Consider the following 22,385-nt stretch of genomic DNA (forward strand, 5'->3'; position numbering starts at 1 on the left):
AAGCATGTCCATCACAGTCTATCTTCAAGACGATCAAGACACTGATCAAGCTTTATATTTTCTCAATCAAAAGCATTATCAACTACGAGCTACTCGTTGGTATAAAAAAGGATATGGCTATTTTGAAAAACCATCGACCTTAAATCGTAAACGAAAGAAAATGAAAGCAATTCTAAGCTATCGAAATCACAGCTTATCACTCCTAACGCACATTTCACCTAAGAATACTTTGTGGTTAAAAATTGAAAAAGAACAACAATTCGCTCGAACAGGTAAAAATGCAGCGGGCCATTAAATAGAATTTAAGATAAAAAAATATATATTTTTATATCCTATTTATTGAAATTTTAATTATCAAAATGAATAATGTTATTTTAATATTAAATTTTATTAATAAATATCAATGTATTAAATTAAAATTACTACATTTTTAAAAAAGTTGGCACAGTCACTGCAATAGTATAAGCACACAATATCATTGGGATCTTGTGAATATCACCTGCCTGCAAACGCTTGGCAGGCAGGCTTTGAAAGGAAAATGAAAATGTCTGTCGTTGAACAAATCAACCAACAAGCTCAATTTGAACAAGAACAGCAACAACGTGCTTATCAGCTTCTTCAAAATGAAAAAAGTATGCCGATCAAAATGTGGACCAACGGAGTACTTGTTGATGACAACTCAAAACAACAATTGCTACAAACCGCGCAAATGCCTTTTATTTATAAATGGATGGCTGTGATGCCAGATGTTCACTTTGGTTTAGGTGCGACGATCGGAAGTGTGATTCCAACTAAAGGTGCAATTATCCCTGCTGCGGTCGGTGTCGATATCGGATGTGGAATGATGGCCACACGTACTAGCTTAACTGCATCAGATTTACCTGATAATTTACATGCTTTGCGTACCGAGCTTGAACGTTTGATTCCACACGGAATGACCAAAGGACGTGGACGAGATCGAGGTTCTTGGGAAAATCCACCTAAAATGGTAGATCAAGCTTGGGCTAATTTAGTCTCAGATTTTGAATTGATTTGTGCCAAGCACCCTCGCCTCAAAAACACCAATAACCGTAAACAATTGGGAACGTTAGGAACAGGTAACCACTTTGTGGAAATCTGTTTGGATGAACATGATCATGTTTGGATTATGTTGCACTCAGGTTCACGTGGTGTGGGTAATGCCATCGGTAATCATTTTATTGAGCTAGCACGTAAAGATATGCAGAAACACTTTATTAACTTACCCAATAAAGATTTAGCATATTTAGTTGAAGAAACAGAACATTTTGATGATTACTGGTTTGCTGTAGGCTGGGCACAACGCTTTGCCATGAAAAACCGTGAAATCATGATGCAGTCTGCAATTAAAGCTTTAGCAACCATTATTCCAAAACCATTTAATGCCAAGCTTGAAGCAGTGAATTGCCACCATAATTATGTGGAAAAGGAAGAACATTACGGCGAAGAAGTTATGGTTACTCGTAAAGGTGCTGTGAGTGCCAAACTTGGACAATATGGAATTATTCCTGGTTCAATGGGTGCTAAGTCATTTATTGTTCGTGGGCTTGGAAATCAGGAATCGTTCTGTTCATGTTCACATGGTGCAGGTCGTGTAATGAGCCGTGCTGAAGCAAAACGACGCTTTACCGTAGAAGATCAGATTGCGCAGACTGAAGGTGTGGAATGCCGTAAAGATGTTGCTGTGATTGATGAAATTCCATCAGCTTATAAACCGATTGAAGATGTAATGAATGCACAAAAAGACTTGGTTGAAGTGGTTTATACCTTAAGACAAGTTGTCTGTGTTAAAGGGTAATTTAGTAGTTTTATAGGAGCTCACCAATGAATAATATTCAAATACCTAACTCAGTAATTGGAGCCGTTGCCTCTGTAATTTCCAATTACTATTACAGTCATTCAAAATTAGATTCTCTTTTTATGGAAAGTGGTGCCCCTGGTGAGACTCCATTAGGAAACTGTGAACAAAAATGTAGTAACTGGCTTAAACGCTGTAACGAAGATCCGAACACCAATGCTTTAGACGTACTTGGAAAAGTGATTCAAGATTTCATGGATAAAGAAGAAACCACTTCTATTTGGGGAACAGAACCACTTTCCCAAAAAATTATTGATGGTAGAAAGAGAATCTCTGATGCTTTATCAAGAAATCAGTTAACCTACAACATGAACGGCTATATTGTTCAAGCTGGCTCAACTCCTATTACAAGAACATTAGAAGATTATCTAAAATCTGGTGACTTTTCTTCTATAGAAAAAGAGTTTGAAAGAGCTTTGGAAAATATTCAAACAGACCCGCACGCTGCTATAACAGCAGCGTGCTCAATAATTGAAGCTACGTTTAAAAACTATATAGAAAATTTTTCTTTACCCATGCCGAATAAGCTCAGCGTTAAGCCTTTATGGGATGTTGTTAAACCTAATTTAGAATTAAATAGGGATGATATATTAGCTTCAGATCAGCAAAAAATCTTGCAAGGCATTTCCTCCATAATTGATGGAGTTGGCTCTTTTAGATCTCATATAGGTTCAGCCCACGGACGTGGTTCAAATCCCCCGAATATTGTTATAGCAGAAGCACGATTAGCTGTTAACGCTGCGCACACTTTAGTTATCTTTATTATGGAAATTATTTTTAAAACTAAATTTAATTAATAGTTTTAAAAATCAGGAAAATAAAAAATGAAACTCGCAGAAGCACTTTTACTGCGAAGCGATCAACAAAAAAAGCTCGCTTCATTAAAACAACGGATCAACGCCAATGTATTGGTACAAGATGGCGATGAACCAAGTGAAGATCCAAATGAACTGATCAAACAGGTGTTTGCTTTAACCCAAGAAAGCAATCAATTGATTTGTCGTATTCATTTGACCAATGCGCAAGCAAAGCTGGAGGATGGCAAAATATTGCTGTCGCTATTAAGCTTACGTGATAGTTATGCTGAACAGCATAAGATTCTGGTTGATGCGATTGCCAATACCCATCGTGAACCTGATCGTTACAGCTCACGTGAGATCAAATGGAAGAAGGTTATCCCTGTTTCTAGCTTGCAAAAACAAGCCGATGATATCAGCGCGAAACTACGCGATTTAAACATCAAAATTCAGGCTGCCAATTGGCAAATTGATTTAGTCGAATAAACAACAGATTTTGTGAATTTAGTTCACAATCACAGTTTGGGCATACTGGGCGAGTACAAGATCCTGCGTTACTCCGATCTGAGGGATTGAAAATAATTCAGGCGGCTATGGCAGCATGTGAGCCGTGCATCGATATTCACTGATTAGGCTCAGCACTATGTACCTAGTAAACCTTTGCCAAAAGGAAAGTCACGCGTTACTTCGCATTACCATGTACTGACAGTATGTTCATTAAATTAGAAAATAAGGAAAATAGACTTGAATAAAGCTTTGGCAAATATGCCAGCGACCATCCAGATTGATGGTTCACATGGTGAAGGTGGTGGACAAATTTTAAGAACTGCCCTTGCCCTTTCGATGATTACGGGTCAGGCATTTGAATTAATCAATATTCGTGCTGGGCGTAAAAAATCAGGTTTAATGCGTCAGCATTTAGTCTGTGTACAGGCATCTCAACACATCAGCCAAGCTTATGTAGAAGGTGCTGAACTACATAGCCAGCGTTTATACTTTGCACCACAGCATGTACAAAGTGGAAAATACCAATTCCAGATTGGTTCGGCAGGAAGCACAACACTGGTTTTGCAAACCCTCTTACCAGCTTTATTATTACAAGATGGAGCCAGTGAACTCACAATCACAGGCGGTACTCATAATCCGCTTGCACCGACAGCTGATTTTATCGAGCATTGCTTTTTGCCTACGCTCATAAAGATCGGAATAGAAACCGAATTTAAGTTAAATAAAGCAGGCTTCTTTCCGATTGGTGCTGGTGAAATTCAAATCAAGATTCAGCCTTGGCAACATCGAAACAAGCTAAATTTATTAGATCGTGGCGCTTTACAAAGCACGGAGGCTTTTGCAGCCGTCTTGAATCTTTCAGAAGAAGCACAAATTGCACAACGGGAATTAGCGACTTTAAACAAAAGACTTAAACTAGATACACAACAGCTATTTCACTTGAATGGCATTAGCCAAGGCAATACGGCGTATGTCAAAGTTGAGCATCAACACCACACTCAGCTATTTACTGCTTTAGGTGAAATGCGTAAAAGTGCAGAACAAATTGCCAATCATTTGGCTGAACAGGTGAAGCAATATATAGAATCTAATGCTGCAGTCGATGAATATTTAGCCGATCAGTTGTTACTGCCTTTAGCATTGGGACAAGGCGGTGAATTTACCGCACAATGTATTAGTGAACACACCCGTACTCAGGCCTCTATGATTGAAAAATTTGTTGATTGTGAAATTGAGTTTATCGAACTAAACAAAAACCTGTTTCAGGTCACTGTTAAAGTAAAAGAAGCTCATTCATGAGCTTCTTTTATTGAGAGCTTATTTAATCGATTCCAAAGCTGTCACCAACAACGCCCAGCATTTCTCTACGGTATCCACTTTAACCCGCTCACCCGGCGCATGCGCCCCTTGAATATCAGGGCCAAACGACACCATCTGTAAATTCGGATAATGTTCAGCGATAATGCCACACTCCAAACCAGCATGAATCACTTTCAAGTTTGGCTCGATCTTAAATGCAGATTGATAAGCTTGCTGCAAACATTTCAATGCAGCCGAATCTGGATTTGGTGTCCAACCTGATACCAACGGCGTTAATTTAGATTGAATCTGGAAATTAGCAAAGTGCTGTTGAATGCTTTGTGCATATGTCACAGCTTCTTGATTCACCATCGAACGAACCATAATTAAAGTTTTCGCTTCATCTTTAGTCAGTTTGACCACACCAATATTATTCGAAGTCTCAACCACATTGGGTAAAGTGCTACTCCATTCAGCAATGCCATATGGACAAGTTGTCAATGCTTTTAACCAAGCTTGTTGCTGATGCAAGGTGACCACTTCATTTATCTGATTGGTATTTTGCTGTGCGGTGATTTGTAACTGCTCATCAACCCCATTTAATTTTTGTTGCCATTCAGCTTGTATCACAGCAACGGCATTTTCTAGCTCTGGTAATTGCTCTGCTTTAATTGCAATAGTTGCCAAAGCTTCACGTGGAATAGCATTTCTTGCTGTGCCACCGATAAATTCAACCAGTCTACCATTTGAAAGCGCCAAATAATCATTCAGGAAATTGGCTAAAATCACATTGGCATTACCACGACCTAAATGAATATCAACCCCAGAATGACCACCTTTTAATCCAGATACCAACAAATCAACATAAATCAAATTTTCAGGTGCTATTTCATATTCGAGTGGCTGTCCCACTTCAAGGTCAATACTTCCTGCGCAACCAAGATATAGTTCGCCCCATTCTTCGGTATCAATATTGAAAAGCCATTGCCCTGTTAAAACACCCGACTCAAGCAAACGAGCGCCGCTCATTCCTGCTTCTTCATCAATGGTAAGCAATACTTCAATTGGACCATGTGCAATATCATTTGATTCTAATACCGCTAGCGCCAATGCGACACCAACGCCATTATCTGCACCCAAAGTGGTATTTTCAGCAATTAGCCAGCCATCTTTTAAGACAGGTTGAATAGGGTCTTTAAAAAAATCATGTTGCGTACCGCGATTTGCCTGAGTCACCATATCTAAGTGCCCTTGCAAAACCACACCTGCAACTTGTTCTTTACCTGCTGTGGCAGCTTTCCGAATAATCAAATTACCAATGTCATCGACATAAGTTTCCAAATTGCGCTGTTCCGCCCAAGCTTTTAGATACTGTCTTAATTGTTGTTCATGCTTTGATGGTCGAGGAATCGTGCATAGTGTTTCAAAATGCTGCCAAACCACTTGGGGAGATAATTTAGAAAAATCAAACTGCATCATACAGTTATACTCTCGAACTAATTCATACAATACATTTGAGTATACTTAGATCATTTAAAAATAAATATTCCATCAACGTAAGTTTATTCAAATTTCAGGTGAAAACTTACGCTGATTTTTATTAATAAAGGATCAGTAATTCCTATAGAATTAAAGACGCTAAACTAAATTTCACGAACTAAACGAAATCCCCACATGATCGAACGCGCTTGTGATGTTACATAAGCATTTCGATAAGCGGTTCGAGCATTATAGGTGTTGTATATCCATGCACCTCCACGCAATACAGGGAAATTACACTGTCCGTTATTTTCTTCACCCCAAATACGGTTATTTACAGGTGCATTTTCATAATTTGAATGCCAGCAATCATCTACCCATTCACGTGCATTTGCTGTCATATCGTATAAACCAAAGTTATTTGGTAGAAACTTTCCAACAGGTGAAGTAAATGCATAACCATCGGTGCAATTGAATAAGTTCCAAGAGCTTGTTTGTGGCAATGCGGACACTGTAGTTGGATCTAGCACATTCGCATATTTGCAAGCTTGGTCTAGATTCAAATCATCACCCCAATAAAAGGCAGTCGAAGTTCCTGCACGAGCTGCATACTCCCATTCAACCTCTGTTGGTAAGCGGTAGGTTTGTCCTGTTTTTTTAGATAACCATTCGGCAAATGCTCTCCCATCTTCACGACGTACACACACGACTGGATCTTGTGGTGTTTGGTTCATACCTGCGTTAGTCGGATTCAAATCATCTCGATACCACATATTAAAAACACCATCACGTGACTCCCAATTGCGACAACCTTGTACCTCCCATCCTGTTTCTTTTTGAAAAGCCTGAAACTCGGCAATAGTAGTTTCGTATGTAGACATAGCAAATGGCTTCTCGACTATCACTGCATGCTGAGGTAATTCATACGGTCGCGATTGGGCAGGCACATTTTGTTGTTCTTGTTCTTCTATATTTCCCCCCATCAAGAAACTCCCAGAAGGAATAACTGTCATTTCTGGACAAAAACTATCTGAGCAATCTTTAAATTTGGATTTTGCTGAAGTTGCTTCAGTGATGTTTGTATTTGTTAAAGATGCTAATTTAATTTCAGGATTCATATTTGGCGGGTTATTTATTTGATGAATCAATAAATTTATAGTCCCTTGCCATTCACTTAACATTTCTCTTAACATCGCAGGCCTTTCAATACTCACCCCTGTTCCGTCATAATCTGGGGCATTACATCTAACTCTTAATGTAGTTGACTCATCAGTGAGTTGAGTCAATTTTGGAATAATCTGCTGATCCAAGAACATACTTAAATTATTTGTATCATTAAGCTTTGCTCTTAACTCCAAAGCCGATTTTTCAGCAATGTTCGCATCATTTATCACTTTAGAATAAACACTATCACATTGATTTTCTTGCCATACTAAATTTTGACTTAAATTCTGTAGGGATAAAATTGTTTCATCTATTAGCTTTTGGTTAGAAGAGTTGCTTATCGTATTTTTATCATCGCTATTACATGCCGCAAGTAAGGAAATGAATAATACACTAAAGCCTTTTAGATAATTCGTGCGTATAAAGGTCATATGAATTCTCTTAAAAAGTATTATGAATAAAAGGAGAAGATTGAGTAATTCTTTGTTAAAAAGCATTTTTAAATTAATAGAAAAATAGATCAAAATTCAAACATTATTATTATTTTAATTGTTAACTTTTATTAAATAATGTCACTACAAAAATAAATATTTCTTATTAATATTTAATAAAAAAGCGGATCAACAAATTTGTTCTCCACTTTGATATAAAAAATTAGGTATGTGTATTTATGATTTCCATACAAAATCAGAAAAACTATGCTCAGCTTTTAAACTATTTTCAACAGCTTGTGCTAACTGGCGAATAATACTCTGTGTTTCAATTTTTTCAAACCAAGCCAGTTCACGCTGAGGATTTGCAGTAATCTCGCATAAAATATGCCCTTCGGCATCCTGTTCAGAACAAAGGATAGAAAGAGGTAATTGATGATTATCAATACGAACTTCAATTTTTTCATGTTCATGACGAATATGATGTGCATCAAAGCCATATTGTTCTAATTGTTTATACAATAGCGCAGCAACATATTCTTGAGTGATATAGCATTCATTTGGTGGATGATCAACCACCCCATGTTTTGGGCAATCTGCTATGAATTGCAACGTTTTCATGGTATTCCCTCTAATTTTTATGTTTTTAGCTCTGGATCACAGAGTAAAACCGACTCGTACGGTAAGAATTATTATATATACAATTGTCTTTAATTGATTAGCTGATTGTCTAACTTCTTTTACTAAATTGACAAATTTCGACCCAATTAGATATGTACATCTAAAAACGAGTGATTTTGAGCTTTAATGATCAATTAAACATCTAGTTTTATAATCCATAAATAAAAAAGGCAGCAACTCAATACATGAATTGCTGCCTTTAGCTTTACAAAATTAGATTATTGATCCACTACCTGTAAATCCAAACCAGCAGTGTTTGCTAACTCAGTAAATGTAGGGAAACTTGTTGCGACCGTTTCAGTTCCTTGAATGATAATTTCACCCGAAGTACGTAAGCCAGCAATACTAAAACTCATTGCAATACGATGATCATGATGCGATTCAATCTCGCCACCCGCGAAAATTGCAGACCAATCACCAGATTTACCTTTACCTTCGATAATGATTCCATCTTCAGTTGGTGTGCAGTCTATACCCATGATTTTCAGGCCATCTGCCATCACTTGAATACGATCTGACTCTTTAACTCGAAGTTCAGCAGCCCCTGTTAAAACAGTCCGACCTTCAGCACAAGCTGCTGCGATAAACAATGCTGGAAATTCATCAATTGCTAATGGTACTTGATCTTCCGGCATATGAATGCCTTTCAATGTTCTTGAACCTTTAATATGAATATCTGCAATCGGTTCACCGCCTGCAATACGTTCATTTTCAACAGTTAGGTCAGCACCCATTTGTTTTAGAATTTCAATGACACCTGTACGCGTTGGGTTAATTCCAACAGCTTCCAGCACCACATCGGCACCTTCAGTGATTGCAGCACCAACCATAAAGAATGCTGCTGATGAAATATCAGAAGGCACTTGGATATTTGTACCAGCTAACTTACCACCCCCAACAAGTGAGATTTTATTACCTTCGGTTTTCACATCATAACCAAATGCACGTAACATGCGTTCAGTGTGATCACGCGTTGGTTCTGGTTCTGTAACTGAAGTTTCACCCTCAGCCCATAAACCTGCCAATAAAATACCCGATTTCACTTGAGCCGAAGCCATAGGTAAATCGTACTGAATACCTTTTAATGCTTGGCTTCCCGTGATACTGACTGGTGGTGTACCTTTCTCACCAGTTGTTTGAATTTGTGCACCCATTTCACGTAAAGGCTTAGCAATACGCTCCATAGGACGTTTAGACAATGATGCATCACCAGTCATCACAGAATCAAACTTTTGCGCTGACAACATCCCCGAGAGCAAACGCATACTCGTACCTGAGTTGCCCATATACAAGGCACTTGCAGGTGCTTTTAAGCCTTGCATCCCCACACCATGAATCGTGACTTCACCATTTTTAGGTCCTTCAATGCTTACCCCCATGTCACGGAAAGCTTGAAGTGTAGCGAGTGCATCTTCACCTTCTAAGAAACCAGTAACGTGTGTTGTACCTTCAGCAATCGCACCAAACATGATCGAGCGATGTGACACTGATTTGTCACCTGGCACGGTGAATTTACCTGTAAATGTTTTCTTTCCTGGCAAAATGGTAAATTGCTGTGTCACCTTGTTTTTCTCCATCAAAGGTTTTTTGGCTAACATATGGTTAAAATGCTGACGAGCTGCTTGAGCATGGCCCAACAAGCCCATCAATGCATGAGAATCTTCTTGTTCGATCAGTTTCTTTAAAACAAGCAACTGTTGTTCAAAACCATTTACGGCTTCTAGAATTGCAGTTTTATTGGCAAAGAAAATATCGTGCCACATCTGCGGATCGCTTGCTGCAATACGGGAGAAGTCTCTAAAACCTCCAGCAGCATAACGGAAAATATCTAAATTATCTTCACGATTTGCAAGCTGCTCAACAAGATTAAATGCCATGAGATGTGGTAAGTGGCTCGTATGAGCAAGCACTTCATCATGCTTTTTCACATCCATACAAATGACTTCTGCTTTTGCCGCAGACCAAAGTTGAATCAACTTCTCAACTGCCCAACCCGCACTGGTCGGCAACGGTGTCAAAATCACCTTATGATTGGCAAATAAATCAACTTTACCCGCATGAACACCAGTATGCTCAGCACCAGCAATTGGATGACCTGGAACGAATCCAACGGGTAAATCTTCACCAAATACTGCTTTTGCAGCATCTACGACATTACCTTTAGTACTACCCACATCAGTAATAATTGCATGGTCAACTAAATAAGGCTTGATCTGTTCAAGCACTTTCTGTGTTGCACGAACTGGTAATGCTAAAACAACTAAATCTGCGCCTTGGACTGCTTCTTCAGGTGTTGCGTAACCATTTTGAATGAGACCTAATGCTTTGGCATCTTCTAAGGTTTTTTTTGAACGTGTTGAAGCAACAATTTCAGATGCTAATTTTTCTGCCACGATCACACGAGCGAGACTAGAACCAATCAGCCCAAGCCCAATAAATGCAACTTTTTTAAACAATGGTTCAGACATAAAAGAGATTTGCCCAATAAGACGACTTTGTGATAGCTAGATGAATAGCTCATCTAGCTATGTGATAAAAATTGATTACAAAACTGCGATTGGATAAGAACCGAGTACACGAAGTTCTTTCACCATTGGACGAATTTCATCTAATGCTGCAGCAACATTTGCTTGATCAATATGACCTTCAAGATCAATAAAGAACACATATGCCCATTTTTCAGGTAAAGCAGGACGTGTTTCAATACTAGTCAAGCTAATCTGATGTTTCGCAAATGGAGCAAGAATTTCTAATAAAGCGCCTGCACGATCATGTGCAGAAATGAGTAATGACGTTTTATCATTACCGCTTTGTGGAATCTTCTCACGACCAATCACAAGGAAACGTGTGGTATTTTCGGGATTATCTTCAATATTGCTATGCAAAATCTCAAGATTATACATACTTGCTGCAATATCAGATGCAATTGCAGCTGAATGCCATTCATTACGAATACGACGCGCAGCTTCCGCATTTGAGTTTAAAGCCACACGCTCTACGCCCGGATAATTCGCATCTAACCATTTGCGACACTGCGCTAATGTTTGTTGATGCGCATATATCTGCTTAATACTATCTTTTCGTGTATTTTCAGAAATTAAAAACTGATGATGAATTCGTAATTCCACTTCACCAATGACATTTAAAGTTGATGCTTTAAAACAATCAAGGGTATGATTTACGATTCCTTCTGAAGAATTCTCTACAGGTACAACACCATAATGTGCTCCACCTGCTTCAACTTCACGGAATACTTCATCAATCGTTGGCAATGGACGAACGACCGCATCTTTACCGAAATGTTTTAATACAGCTGAATGTGTATAAGTCCCTTCAGGCCCTAAGAAAGCAATACTTTGCGGTGCTTCTAGTGCTAAACAAGCAGACATAATCTCACGGAATAAGCGAGCCATTGTCGCATCAGAAAGTGGACCCTGATTGCGCTCCATCACTTTACGAAGGACTTGTGCCTCACGTTCAGGACGATAAAACAACGGATTATCTTCAGCTGCAAACTTTGCCTTCGCTACAGCTTCAGCTAAAGAAGCACGACGGTTAAGTAATTCTTGGATTTGTTGATCAACACTATCAATATCGTCGCGAATTTGTTCTAAATTAAGTGAAGTCGATGTGTTTTGTCCATCGTTTACCATTGAATGCAGCCTCAGCAAAATCATCTATAAGAATGGATTACAATTCATCGTTGAATTGTTTATTCGGCTTAGTATAGCAATACTTTCACGCATTAAACACGATGAGTTTTAACTCTTTTTATAAAGATTCTTTATTGATAATGATTTTCATTATATATTAAATTCTTTTAAATTTTATTGTTGTGAACTTAGTCATGTTCAAACTTTTTAGTATTTTGTCTTTCGCTATCATTACAAGCATTCATTCGGCATCTGTCGAAGCAACTTCCGTGAATGAAAAAATAAATGATTCATTCACAAAGACTGAAAATAAACAAAGCTTTGTATTGAAGTCTAAATACACTTCACATGAATATTTAATCCAAGTTGCTGTTCCTACAACGGACACGCCAAAAGATGGCTTTCCAGTACTCTATCTACTGGACGGAAATGCTGCATTTGATAGTGCCACTAACATAACAAAATCCGTTGGTGCTGGTGCTAATAAATTAGGTTTAAGTCCTGTAGCTGTAATCGCGATTGGTTATCCTAATCAAAGTACATTTGATGTTCAAAAACGTGCTTTAGACTATACCCCGAAAGCTTCTGCAAAATTTCAATCTGAAGCCAAATACAAATACGGAGGAGCAGATCAATTTTTTCAATTTATTGAAAAAGAGCTCAAACCTGAAATCGAGTCACGAATCAACGTAAATACAAAACAACAAAGCCTATTTGGACACTCATTTGGTGGGTTATTTGTACTTCATGCGATATTTACTCAGCCACAAAGCTTTCAACGATACATCGCTGCAAGCCCTTCGCTATGGTTTGATGACTATATGCTTTTAGAAAAGCAAAATGATTGGTTGAATAAAAGAGATAAAACTAAACCAATGATGTTAATGACTACTGTTGGAACACATGAACACCGCAAAAATGCAACTCCTGATCTTCAAGCACAGCAAAAGCAGAGTCACTTTTATCAAAACTTCAAAAAACAACAAACACAACAGTTTTTATACTGGGACTTCCGACACCCTGCTGAACAACATTTAACAAACATGTATGCAAGCTTACCAAAAGCAATCATGCTTGCTGGTTGTCAGCCAGAAAGTTGTACGAATTTGTTTGATGAACCGGTACAAGAAAACAATGAGTAAAATTTTTCGGCTTTAGTTGACTAAGTTTAGTGAATATCGATTTAACTGCGTGTAGTGGTTGCCTAATGCGGGTTGTAATTGTAGCGATAACTCAACTTACTTCATTACCTATGCAACAGAATGACCAATTGATCCAACGACCAATTACACACTAAAAATGATAAAAACATTGAGTGTTTAAATGCTTTTAACAAAACATTTAAATCCAAATTTCCATTCTTGCTGAATTGGTTATAATCAAATTTTAAAAGACCAAATAGTAAAAATGAAAATAATAATCTCATTTCCAATGATTGTACTAAGTAGTTTAGGTTTAACAGGCTGTATTGGCTGCTATAACCCAAACGGCTGTGGCCGCGATGCTTCCCCTTATTTTTATACAACCACAACAACCCACGTTCGACATTTAATCGTTCCCTCACAAAGTAAACTCACCTATAAACTGATGGATTCAAAACAAATAGATCAACAATACAAAGCATTAGATGAGAGAAATTTGACTGAAATAGAACTTGCACCAAATACAGCAATGATCTGGGGAGGAATGTCAGTCACAACTTTTTTACAGTTCTTCAATTCCGAGTTTAAAGGCTTTACTGCTTACCGTGTCGTAGACGCTGCCCCAGCGATAAACAATGAATTTGCTCAGTTATGGAAAAGTTGCGATGATCGCTTAGATGTTCTTTTAAAAGATCCAAACGATTGGTCTTTTAATCCCAAGAACATGGAAATCACGGGTTGTGGTGTAAATATTCAAAAGAGAAGTCAATACAATGATCATTGGCCAAATCAAGATAAGGCTGATGCTTTTCTAATTAAAATAAATCAAGCACTGCAAAAACAAACTAAGCAGCAGAATTATCCTATCGTTATTCTTTCATCAAAATAATCAAAACCAGCCTGCTCTTTTGAACAGGCTGATCTAAGTTAACTAGGCTTTACCAATCAATCCACGAGCTACGATCTCTTTCATGATTTCATTTGTTCCACCGTAAATACGTTGGATACGCGCATCAATGAAGAAACGTGAAATTGGATATTCGGTCATATAACCATAACCACCAAATAACTGTAGTAAATTATCTGCTACTTTCATTTGCATATCAGTACTAAAGCTCTTTAATGCAGCGGCTGTTTCCACATCTAATTTACCTTCCATGTAGAGTTCTACATTTTGGTTATAAAATGCAGCAGTTGCCAATTCATCAATTTTTGCTTGAGCTAAAACAAACCGCGTATTTTGGAATTGCGCAATTGCTTGACCAAACGCTTGGCGTTCTTTGACATAAGCCGTCGCTAAATCAATTGCACCACGAATTGCACCAAGTGCTGTAGAAGCAATTGCAGTACGCTCACGCGGTAATTCTTGCATTAAATAAGCAAAACCAGATCCAGCATTCCCAAGCAATTGATCTTTGGGTACTTTGACGTTATCAAAGAATAATTCAGATGTATCTTGTGAATGCAAACCGATCTTGTCTAAGTTCGTTCCCTTTTTAAAGCCTTCAAGATGTGTGTCTACGAGCATCAAAGACACACCTTTAGCACGCGCTTGCGGGTCTGTTTTCACTGCAAGAACAACTAAATCAGCATGTTGACCATTTGAAATAAAAGTTTTTGAACCATTAAGAATATAATGATCATCTTGCAAAATTGCACTAGTACGCATTGCTTGTAAGTCAGACCCAGCACCTGGTTCCGTCATCCCAATCGCACCAACGACTTCACCTGAAACCATTTTTGGCAACCAATGCTTTTTCTGTTCTTCTGTGGCAATGTGTTGAATATATGGTGCAGCAATTTCAGAATGACATGAAATTGCAGTTGATAACGCGCAGTAGCCTGCACGTGCAGACTCTTCAACTAACATTAATGAATAATGGGTAGGTACACCATAGCCACCGTATTCTTCTGGTACATCTACACACAGAAATCCATTTTCACCTAACAATGTCCAAACTGAACGCGGCATAATGCCCTCGCGTTCCCACTGCTCATAATGAGGAGCAATATTTTCGCTCATAAAGCGTTTAAAATTATCACGGAAGAGTTCCAAATCTGCATCGTAAGCTAACATCATTATTTCCTTTCGCTTTCTTTGTTTTAAAAATAAGTTCGCCGTCATGCTAATAACTTTTTTTCGAGATGTCATGTCCCGTTTGCATCAAATCACTAGACTCATTCGGTCAATAATTTTGTTTGCAATACGCTTTTCATAACGACAATTGTTTACTGATTAAACAGCTTCTTTCATTTTTTACGCTAAATACGTCACTTTTATGTCATATTGGTTTTAATTCTTAGCCATCGCTTTAAATACGATCATGAACACGAAACGAAATATTTATAAAACCGAAGAACATCCTTTTGCACAATATGTTCGTATTTTAGGTAAAGGTAAAACTGGCTCTCGTTCACTTAGCTACGAAGAAGCTTATCAAGCTTTTAGTATGATCCTTAAAAATGAAGTACTTGATGTTCAACTCGGCGCTTTTCTCATGTTACTTCGCGTAAAAGAAGAATCTGTAGATGAACTTGCTGGTTTTGTTCAAGCGACTCGTGATCAACTCTCATTTAAACCACTCGAAGTTGATCTAGATTGGTCTTCGTACGCTGGTAAACGCAAACATTATCCGTGGTTCTTATTAGCCGCACTTACTCTCTCTCATCATGGTTACAAAATTGTGATGCATGGTGCATCAGGTCACACTATCAACCGCGTTTATACTGAACAAGTTTTAGAGTACTTGGGCTATACGATTTGTCAAAGTGAACATGATGTACAAAATCAGCTTGCTCAACACAATTTTGCATTTTTACCACTTGAAGTCATTTCACCAATTCTCAGTGAATTGATTTCACTACGTAATGTGATGGGGCTTCGTTCTCCAATTCATACGCTTACTCGATTGATTAATCCTTTTGATGCTAAAGCGACCTTACAAGCAATTTTCCACCCTGCTTATCGTACTTCACATCAACAAACGGCTTTCCGTTTAGGTTATCAAAACAGTGCTGTCATTAAAGGTGAAGGTGGTGAGTTTGAACGTAATCCTGATGCCAAAACGTTAATTTGTGGAATTAAAAGCGGCGAATTATATGAGCACGAATTGCCAAAATTAACACCAGACCGCAGCCCTATTGAAGAAGAACTAGACCTTGCTGTATTTAAAGCAGTTTGGATTGGCAAACAGTCTCATGAATATGGCGAATTGGCAGTCATCGAAACCATGGGAATCGCGTTGTATACCATGGGTGCTGTAAATAGTTATGATGAAGCGATGGTTAAAGCAAAAGAGCTGTGGTACACACGCTTGAACTGATTGAAAAAGATAATTCCTAACACAAGTTGGAAAACCATCCTATCTAGAATGGTTTTCCAACTATTTAAATTATTTCTCACCATCCCAATACCAATACACATCACCCCAATCTAACTCAGTAAGTACTGGGATAATTTCACCTTGTTTAAAATACTGTCGTGAATCAGGTTGTGCTGGTGTTTGCCAATAGCCAGTTTGTGGGCATAACTCTCCACCTTTCACTTTAAATTTTTCTTCTTCCAATGATAAGTTACTAACCTTATTGACTCGTTTCCCTTCAGGCCAACCGCTGTCTTCATCAAAACGAGCAATCCATTGTGGAGAATTTTCAACGTCGAATCTTGGATTAGAGTCATCATCCCATGCATCAAGTGTTGTTAGCTTCAGATCATTACATCGTATTGGTTTAATCAACTCGTTTGCCTTTACCAATAAATCTGGAATACCTTCTTCAACTGGATAAAGTGATAACTCTCCCAGCTGAATCCAAAGACTGAATTTTTCAGGATCTGTTGGATCTAGCAGTTTGGTAATCTCGATTCGTGGATCATCTAGTTTTAAACGGATTTGCTCCTCACTTAATCCCAATTTATCTAACCAATATGGTGATAATAAAAAACACCATGTTGGAGTACGTATTCCTGCTGCTAATGATGGTGTGTAGATAAAACCATCTATATCATCATGAGAATGACTCATGTTACTCGGATGATCGATATCTAGTCCGTAAAAATAGTCACTAAAAATGCGTTCTACAATTTCAAATTCTGGAGAAACCATAGGAAATTGTGCTGCACTCCCAACTTCATAACCACTATAAGCTTGTATTGGATTGAGTTTAATTAAACAATGCTGTACAAACTGATACCATTGCTTTTTATGCTCTTTATACCATTTTTCGCCAAATGATAATTTTAGACTAGAATATCTTAATCCGTTGTCTCTAATATTACTTTGAAAAGCCCACTGCGCACTTTGGTTGTCTGAATCTCCAGTGGTCGCTGCTATAAAATATACAGAATTTTTTTTATAGCCTTCATGCATTTCATCCAATAACTCCTGACGAGTTGTTTGCCATTTTTCAGCCTTTTTCCACGTACTTGTTTTATGCCTGTACTTGAGTTTAAAAAGCTTATCAATTATTTTACTTTCAAACTCCTCATAAATATCAATGATTCTATTAGCAGCCTCTTCCACTTCATAATCTTGATGATAAATATAAAATGTGATGTATGGGCAAATACCGAACTCTTCTTGTTCATACCCATAGATATGGTCACTATCCTTCTTAAATTCGGCTATATAATCAGTGACTTCTTCTTGGCTTAAAAATAACTCTTCGTCATTCATTATATTTTGCCCTTTCCTTTTGACTTCTTTAGCTATAGCATCTATTCGTGAATTATAATCTTTATAACTTTGATAATTTTCTCTATGAAAATTATTCCAATCATCTAATTTTAAAATATCCATAAACCTACTCAAAAAATTTTGATTGAATAATTAAAACTTTCTTTCAAATCAATCTTATTACTCTAAACGTCAGAATTTTTTTATAAAAAAGGAACCTTATCAGTTCCTTTTAATTCATATCAATGACTTAAATCCAAATACCAAATAGTTTCACCCCACGGGTTATTTGGAATTTCAGGCATTGTTTCACCTTGATCGAAATGACGTTTTTCCATGTTGTTGGCTGGGCTATACCATTCACCTGATTGCGGACAAATCTCACAAGCTACACAGCGCAATCGAGTGTCATCACTCACAGTATTTCCTTGCTGATCCAAAGGTGTATATTGACTCTGAGCATAATCAACTAGATCTTTTGGATAATAAGATTTATCTCGATAGCTACTGTCATCTATTCTTAATATAACTGTAACTGCTGCTGCTTCAAGCGACCAATAGCCAGGAAATTGACTACTCTTATGTCGGTCATGATACGGCTCACGTTTGCTAGCACCATACCATTCATCCAAATACTGTGACATCAACTTAGGTCGGTCTTCTTCTTTGGCTGCAAATATTTTATCCAGTTTGCGATAAGGCAACTGTCTTAAATAAATATTCGAAATATCTCGATCTGGTAACCAAGGAGAAACTAATTTATCTAACAATGCATCTTGTTCATCATTTTCATAAGCCAAAATATCCATGATTGTTGATAAATGCTCAGGTTGACCAAATAGTATCGAAAAACAAACTAATTGTAGTGCTTCCCAATATTCATCTGTAATTAACTCTAAATGAGGTACTAAATGACCATCACATTCACTACTTTTATGAAAATTGATATGGTGCTTCGCTAAAATTTGAAGGGATTCAACTACTTTTGGAAAATATTTTGCAAGCTCAGCAACATTAACTCCTGCAGAATAGCTATAAATAATAAGTTCTAAAGAAGCTTTCAAGAAATGATTAGATGATAAGTAAATTGCACCTTTAGGTTTATCTTTTAAAAACTCCTTATTGTTTATTTTTTCACCAATTATTTGGACTGACTCTAAAGCTTGAGTTATAACATTTCCATAATCTTTATATTTTTGATATGGCTCTCTTTTTTGTATTTTCCAATCACTTTCATTGAGTAATGTAATCATCAAAGTTATTCCATCAATACGTATCCAGCCTAAGATAATTAGTTGTTCTAAACTAAATGATTTATATCTAGACTCGATCAGCTTATTTATCAACTACCAGAAAATATTTGTTATAAAAAAGGAACCTTATCAGTTCCTTTTAATTCATATCAATGACTTAAATCCAAATACCAAATGGTTTCGCCCCACGAGTTATTTGGTATTTCAGGCATTGTTTCGCCTTGATCAAAATGACGTTTTTCCATGTTGTTGGCTGGGCTATACCATTCACCTGATTGCGGACAAATCTCACCAGCTACACAGCGCAATCGAGTGTCATCACTCTCAGTATTTCCGTGCTGATCTAGAGGTGTATATTGACTCCGAGCAAAATCAACCAAATCTTTTGGATAATAGGATTTATCTCGATAGCTACTGTCATCTATTCTTAATATTACTGTAACTGCCGCAGCTTCAAGTGACCAATAGCCTGGGAAAAAACTACTCTTATGTCGGTCATGATACGGCTCGCGTTTGCTAGCACCATACCATTCATCCAAATACTGTGACATCAACTTAGGTCGGTCTTCTTCTTTGGCTGCAAATATTTTATCTAGTTTGCGATAAGGCAACTGCCTTAAATAAATATTCGAAATATCTCGATCTGGTAGCCAAGGAGAAGCTAACTTATCTAACAATGCATCTTGTTCATCATTTTCATAAGCCAAAATATCCATAATTGTAGGCAAATGCTCTGGTTGACCAAATAGTATCGAAAAGCAAACTAATTGTAGTGCTTCCCAATATCCGTCTGTAATTAACTCTAAATGCGGTACTAAATGACCATCACATTCACTACTTTTATGAAAATTGATATGGTGCTTTGCATATAACTGCCAATACTCAATAACACTGGGGAAATATTCTGCTAACTCTTTTGCAGGTAATCCTGCTGAATAGCTGTAAATGATAAGTTCCAATCCTTCTTTTCCAAGTAAATTAGATGCCATCATTAGCTTAGTATAAACAGACTCCAAAGGTAGTTGTTTAGAATTGTTGATTGTTTCTAAAGTTATAGGAATCCCTTCTATTGCCGAAGTTGCCACCATTTCATAATCTTTATACTTTTGATAAGACTCTCTTTTTTGAAATGCCCATGCTTCTTTTGAGATTAGTTTCAACATCATTATTTCACTCTACTAAAGTATTGTCTGGAATAGAAATTAACGGCATTTGAATATTATGGACTTTTCCTTTTGAACGATCGTGTTGTTCATATTGCTTTCCAGTAACCATATATATTTCACGATTATAAAGTGTTATATCTTTACCAGTTCGGATATAACTTCTGTATGCAATAATAAAATTTGATTTGTGTGTTGGTGAAATACTGTTATCTGTACTTATTGAAGCCCCGATCCACTTATGACTCATTTGACGACCTTTAGCTTTAGTTCCACCTAAACCCGCTTTACCTTTACTCCCTTCCAATGCACTTTCATTTCGGATCGAAGTTTCTGCACTAGTTGATCTTTTACCTAGACCTGACTGCTCATTATATTCAGTTTTTTCATCAAAAATTTTCCCAATTTCAGAACGATTTCCTTCTATCGCCTTAGCATCGGATTGTGCCATACCAGCCAAAAAAGAAAAGTGACCAAAAATACTTCCCTTAGTTTCACCAACTAAATATTTACGTCCTTTATGATTACCAAACCACAAATGATCAATACCAGTTTGGTTAATATCTTGCTTACGTATACGATCACCAGCTGCATTACGCTTTAAACGTTCATACTCCTCAATCAAGCGCCCATGATCATTGATTTTGCGTAATGACTTACGCTTTTCTTTAGAGTAATAATCAACAATATGTTCCGCTGGCACTCCTGTAGACCAGCGTTTTTTCTTGGCTTGTCGTATTTCATGGCTCTTTTTCGCTTTTGATACTGTTGAGCTTTGAGTTGTAGGCGCATTATTTTTAACTTGTTGTTGTGCTCCACCTCGTTGAGGATTTGATGGACGTTGAGCTGGTGGAGGCGTTGCCCCCTTTCCACTACCAATTGGCACTACTGGTCTAGCAGGCACTTGATGGCTTGATTTACCAATAGCCGTTGATGGTAATGGTGGGTGCATATTTAACATTTGATTGACCGTTTTTTGAATTTCAGCAAATGCAGCGTTCATATACTTAGGCGCATCTTTTTTTACCTGAGTAAACATTCTGATTACTTCATTTACTTTTGGTCGACCTATCACTTGTTTAGCAAGCCAAGAGTCAAGTACATCAACAATTTCATCAATCATTTTATTAAGTAAAGAAATACATTGATTCTTTAACTTATTCCAATCCATTTCTTTAAGCGCTTTTTTCGGATCAATCTTGGCATATTTACGCATTACATCAAAAACACGTTCTGCATTTTCCCCATTTTTAGCCAACTTAAACCCAGCTTTAAACGCATCACCAAAACCAGGAATACACCCAATCAGTGTAATAACTAAATCTACCCACCCCATTACATTTGCAGGTGTTGCTGAAACTAAAATAATCCCTTTAATGAGATCTCTTAAATCAAATAATTGTCCTACGACAGGGACACAACCTAATACAGCAGTAACAACAATCTGGCTAGGGCCAGTTCCACTACCATCAAGTAACCCCATAAACCATTTACCAACATCATCATCCGCTTTTTTTAGTTGTTGTGGTGAGACATTTGGATTAACTGGTTTAATTGCATTTGAAGGAACAGAAGGTAAATTAGCCATTAAATATCACCTTCTTGAAAAGTACGTGCTGTTGCTACTTCATCGTCAGTTAAATCTTTTGAATGAGTATCTGTATATGATTTTGTCTCGGGATTAATTTCATTGTCTAATCTGTAGTCATCATAATAGTCATGGACAACCTCTCCACCATTTTGTATTTCTTCAATTTCATCATCAAAAAAGTTATCTGTTAAATATGATTGATATGACTCTATGAAAGAAGTTCTAGCTGCTGCTGCCTCTTCGTCTGATCTGATTTTTTGACTTAAAATTGGGTTTTCTAATGGTTTGATAAAATGCTCTGGCTCCGTTCTTATATCCTCTCCATACAAGACTTTTGCTTTTTTCCCTAGCTCAATACCCTCTATTTTTGCATAGCCATTTACATCTAACTGACCCTTCTTACTTGCACCATCCTCGAATAGCAGTTCATAAGTCGCTTGCTGAACAGGCGACAAATCCTCATAAACATAATTTAACTCTATAAAACCTGCACTCTCGCCATGGACAGGCAAAGAAGGTAATTCAGCAGAAACTTTCGCCCCACCCATAAACAAATGCTGCCCTGCCTTCACTTCAAATTTACCACCTGTGGTTGAGAAAATACCCGAACCATCCAGCTTGATCTGAGAACCTCCAGCAGTAATCACAATCTCTTTCGGACTAGTAATCTCAATTC

The 22,385-nt window shown here is 37.4% G+C and carries 19 protein-coding genes; 8 read left to right on the forward strand and 11 right to left on the reverse strand.

Features of this window, described 5'->3' with window-relative positions; all coding sequences use genetic code 11:
- The first annotated feature begins 4 nt into the window (after nucleotides 1–4).
- The 5 genes from IO68_RS21520 to rtcA all read left to right on the forward strand — a co-directional run bounded on the left by IO68_RS21520 (nucleotide 5) and on the right by rtcA (nucleotide 4,479).
- Nucleotides 5–295, forward strand: coding sequence for a hypothetical protein (locus tag IO68_RS21520; RefSeq protein WP_023012888.1), 291 nt, complete (start codon nucleotides 5–7; stop codon nucleotides 293–295).
- A gap of 249 nt (nucleotides 296–544) precedes the next feature.
- Complete coding sequence (locus IO68_RS21525) at nucleotides 545–1,816, forward strand: RtcB family protein (RefSeq protein ID WP_023012889.1); 1,272 nt, start codon at nucleotides 545–547, stop codon at nucleotides 1,814–1,816.
- A gap of 26 nt (nucleotides 1,817–1,842) precedes the next feature.
- Entirely contained in the window at nucleotides 1,843–2,673 is an 831-nt protein-coding gene (locus tag IO68_RS21530; RefSeq protein ID WP_023012890.1) for an abortive infection family protein, read from the forward strand.
- Nucleotides 2,674–2,700: 27 nt separating this feature from the next.
- Nucleotides 2,701–3,159: a DIP1984 family protein gene (locus IO68_RS21535; protein ID WP_004806564.1), complete on the forward strand. Its 459-nt coding sequence runs from the start codon at nucleotides 2,701–2,703 to the stop codon at nucleotides 3,157–3,159.
- Nucleotides 3,160–3,417: 258 nt separating this feature from the next.
- Nucleotides 3,418–4,479: an RNA 3'-terminal phosphate cyclase gene (rtcA, locus tag IO68_RS21540; protein ID WP_023012891.1), complete on the forward strand. Its 1,062-nt coding sequence runs from the start codon at nucleotides 3,418–3,420 to the stop codon at nucleotides 4,477–4,479.
- An 18-nt stretch (nucleotides 4,480–4,497) separates the two neighbouring features.
- Here rtcA and IO68_RS21545 read toward each other — a convergent pair whose 3' ends face one another.
- The 5 genes from IO68_RS21545 to pheA form a co-directional block, all read right to left on the reverse strand.
- Complete coding sequence (locus tag IO68_RS21545) at nucleotides 4,498–5,958, reverse strand: aminoacyl-histidine dipeptidase (protein ID WP_031234716.1); 1,461 nt, start codon at nucleotides 5,956–5,958, stop codon at nucleotides 4,498–4,500.
- Nucleotides 5,959–6,122: 164 nt separating this feature from the next.
- Nucleotides 6,123–7,553, reverse strand: a complete 1,431-nt coding sequence (locus tag IO68_RS21550) for a formylglycine-generating enzyme family protein (RefSeq protein ID WP_023012893.1) — start codon at nucleotides 7,551–7,553, stop codon at nucleotides 6,123–6,125.
- A 237-nt stretch (nucleotides 7,554–7,790) separates the two neighbouring features.
- Entirely contained in the window at nucleotides 7,791–8,174 is a 384-nt protein-coding gene (locus IO68_RS21555; RefSeq protein WP_004879966.1) for a hypothetical protein, read from the reverse strand.
- A gap of 278 nt (nucleotides 8,175–8,452) precedes the next feature.
- On the reverse strand, nucleotides 8,453–10,702 hold the full coding sequence (locus IO68_RS21560; RefSeq protein ID WP_023012894.1) for a bifunctional prephenate dehydrogenase/3-phosphoshikimate 1-carboxyvinyltransferase: 2,250 nt from the start codon (nucleotides 10,700–10,702) through the stop codon (nucleotides 8,453–8,455).
- Nucleotides 10,703–10,777: 75 nt separating this feature from the next.
- On the reverse strand, nucleotides 10,778–11,887 hold the full coding sequence (pheA, locus tag IO68_RS21565) for a prephenate dehydratase (protein WP_007481976.1): 1,110 nt from the start codon (nucleotides 11,885–11,887) through the stop codon (nucleotides 10,778–10,780).
- Nucleotides 11,888–12,081: 194 nt separating this feature from the next.
- Here pheA and IO68_RS21570 point away from each other — a divergent pair, with 194 nt between their 5' ends.
- Both IO68_RS21570 and IO68_RS21575 read left to right on the forward strand, forming a co-directional pair.
- Complete coding sequence (locus IO68_RS21570; protein ID WP_023012895.1) at nucleotides 12,082–13,029, forward strand: alpha/beta hydrolase; 948 nt, start codon at nucleotides 12,082–12,084, stop codon at nucleotides 13,027–13,029.
- A 265-nt stretch (nucleotides 13,030–13,294) separates the two neighbouring features.
- The gene (locus IO68_RS21575) at nucleotides 13,295–13,918 is read left to right on the forward strand and encodes a hypothetical protein (protein WP_031234717.1); all 624 of its coding nucleotides are present in this window, start codon (nucleotides 13,295–13,297) and stop codon (nucleotides 13,916–13,918) included.
- A gap of 42 nt (nucleotides 13,919–13,960) precedes the next feature.
- Here the strand turns inward: IO68_RS21575 and IO68_RS21580 are convergent, their stop codons facing one another.
- On the reverse strand, nucleotides 13,961–15,106 hold the full coding sequence (locus tag IO68_RS21580) for an acyl-CoA dehydrogenase family protein (RefSeq protein ID WP_023012897.1): 1,146 nt from the start codon (nucleotides 15,104–15,106) through the stop codon (nucleotides 13,961–13,963).
- Between the two features lie 247 nt (nucleotides 15,107–15,353).
- Here IO68_RS21580 and IO68_RS21585 point away from each other — a divergent pair, with 247 nt between their 5' ends.
- Entirely contained in the window at nucleotides 15,354–16,352 is a 999-nt protein-coding gene (locus IO68_RS21585) for a glycosyl transferase family protein (protein ID WP_023012898.1), read from the forward strand.
- A 69-nt stretch (nucleotides 16,353–16,421) separates the two neighbouring features.
- Here the strand turns inward: IO68_RS21585 and IO68_RS21590 are convergent, their stop codons facing one another.
- From IO68_RS21590 to IO68_RS0116835, 5 genes are all read right to left on the reverse strand, one after another.
- Nucleotides 16,422–17,702, reverse strand: coding sequence for a type VI immunity family protein (locus IO68_RS21590; RefSeq protein WP_031234719.1), 1,281 nt, complete (start codon nucleotides 17,700–17,702; stop codon nucleotides 16,422–16,424).
- A 242-nt stretch (nucleotides 17,703–17,944) separates the two neighbouring features.
- Nucleotides 17,945–18,955 carry a PoNe immunity protein domain-containing protein gene (locus IO68_RS21595; protein ID WP_023012900.1) on the reverse strand — a complete coding sequence of 337 codons (1,011 nt, stop codon included), beginning with the start codon at nucleotides 18,953–18,955 and terminating at the stop codon, nucleotides 17,945–17,947.
- 149 nt (nucleotides 18,956–19,104) lie between these two features.
- Complete coding sequence (locus IO68_RS21600) at nucleotides 19,105–20,121, reverse strand: PoNe immunity protein domain-containing protein (RefSeq protein WP_023012901.1); 1,017 nt, start codon at nucleotides 20,119–20,121, stop codon at nucleotides 19,105–19,107.
- A gap of 4 nt (nucleotides 20,122–20,125) precedes the next feature.
- Nucleotides 20,126–21,706 (reverse strand): hypothetical protein, encoded by a 1,581-nt coding sequence (locus IO68_RS21605; protein ID WP_023012902.1) that lies wholly within the window; start codon nucleotides 21,704–21,706, stop codon nucleotides 20,126–20,128.
- Nucleotides 21,706–22,385: DUF2345 domain-containing protein (locus IO68_RS0116835; RefSeq protein WP_152514793.1), on the reverse strand; the 680-nt coding region annotated here is incomplete at its 5' end. The genes IO68_RS0116835 and IO68_RS21605, both read right to left, overlap by 1 nt.

The organism is Acinetobacter sp. COS3 (assembly GCF_000475335.1).
Taxonomy (GTDB): domain Bacteria; phylum Pseudomonadota; class Gammaproteobacteria; order Pseudomonadales; family Moraxellaceae; genus Acinetobacter; species Acinetobacter venetianus.

Bases quoted from the DNA above. Each gene is read 5' to 3' on its own strand.
- IO68_RS21520 (WP_023012888.1), top strand. From the start codon at position 5: ATGTCCATCACAGTCTATCTTCAAGACGATCAAGACACTGATCAAGCT.
- IO68_RS21525 (WP_023012889.1), top strand. From the start codon at position 545: ATGTCTGTCGTTGAACAAATCAACCAACAAGCTCAATTTGAACAAGAA.
- IO68_RS21530 (WP_023012890.1), top strand. From the start codon at position 1,843: ATGAATAATATTCAAATACCTAACTCAGTAATTGGAGCCGTTGCCTCT.
- IO68_RS21535 (WP_004806564.1), top strand. From the start codon at position 2,701: ATGAAACTCGCAGAAGCACTTTTACTGCGAAGCGATCAACAAAAAAAG.
- IO68_RS21545 (WP_031234716.1), bottom strand. From the start codon at position 5,958: ATGATGCAGTTTGATTTTTCTAAATTATCTCCCCAAGTGGTTTGGCAG.
- IO68_RS21550 (WP_023012893.1), bottom strand. From the start codon at position 7,553: ATGACCTTTATACGCACGAATTATCTAAAAGGCTTTAGTGTATTATTC.
- IO68_RS21555 (WP_004879966.1), bottom strand. From the start codon at position 8,174: ATGAAAACGTTGCAATTCATAGCAGATTGCCCAAAACATGGGGTGGTT.
- IO68_RS21560 (WP_023012894.1), bottom strand. From the start codon at position 10,702: ATGTCTGAACCATTGTTTAAAAAAGTTGCATTTATTGGGCTTGGGCTG.
- pheA (WP_007481976.1), bottom strand. From the start codon at position 11,887: ATGGTAAACGATGGACAAAACACATCGACTTCACTTAATTTAGAACAA.
- IO68_RS21570 (WP_023012895.1), top strand. From the start codon at position 12,082: ATGTTCAAACTTTTTAGTATTTTGTCTTTCGCTATCATTACAAGCATT.
- IO68_RS21575 (WP_031234717.1), top strand. From the start codon at position 13,295: ATGAAAATAATAATCTCATTTCCAATGATTGTACTAAGTAGTTTAGGT.
- IO68_RS21580 (WP_023012897.1), bottom strand. From the start codon at position 15,106: ATGTTAGCTTACGATGCAGATTTGGAACTCTTCCGTGATAATTTTAAA.
- IO68_RS21585 (WP_023012898.1), top strand. From the start codon at position 15,354: ATGAACACGAAACGAAATATTTATAAAACCGAAGAACATCCTTTTGCA.
- IO68_RS21590 (WP_031234719.1), bottom strand. From the start codon at position 17,702: ATGAATGACGAAGAGTTATTTTTAAGCCAAGAAGAAGTCACTGATTAT.
- IO68_RS21595 (WP_023012900.1), bottom strand. From the start codon at position 18,955: ATGATTACATTACTCAATGAAAGTGATTGGAAAATACAAAAAAGAGAG.
- IO68_RS21600 (WP_023012901.1), bottom strand. From the start codon at position 20,121: ATGATGTTGAAACTAATCTCAAAAGAAGCATGGGCATTTCAAAAAAGA.
- IO68_RS21605 (WP_023012902.1), bottom strand. From the start codon at position 21,706: ATGGCTAATTTACCTTCTGTTCCTTCAAATGCAATTAAACCAGTTAAT.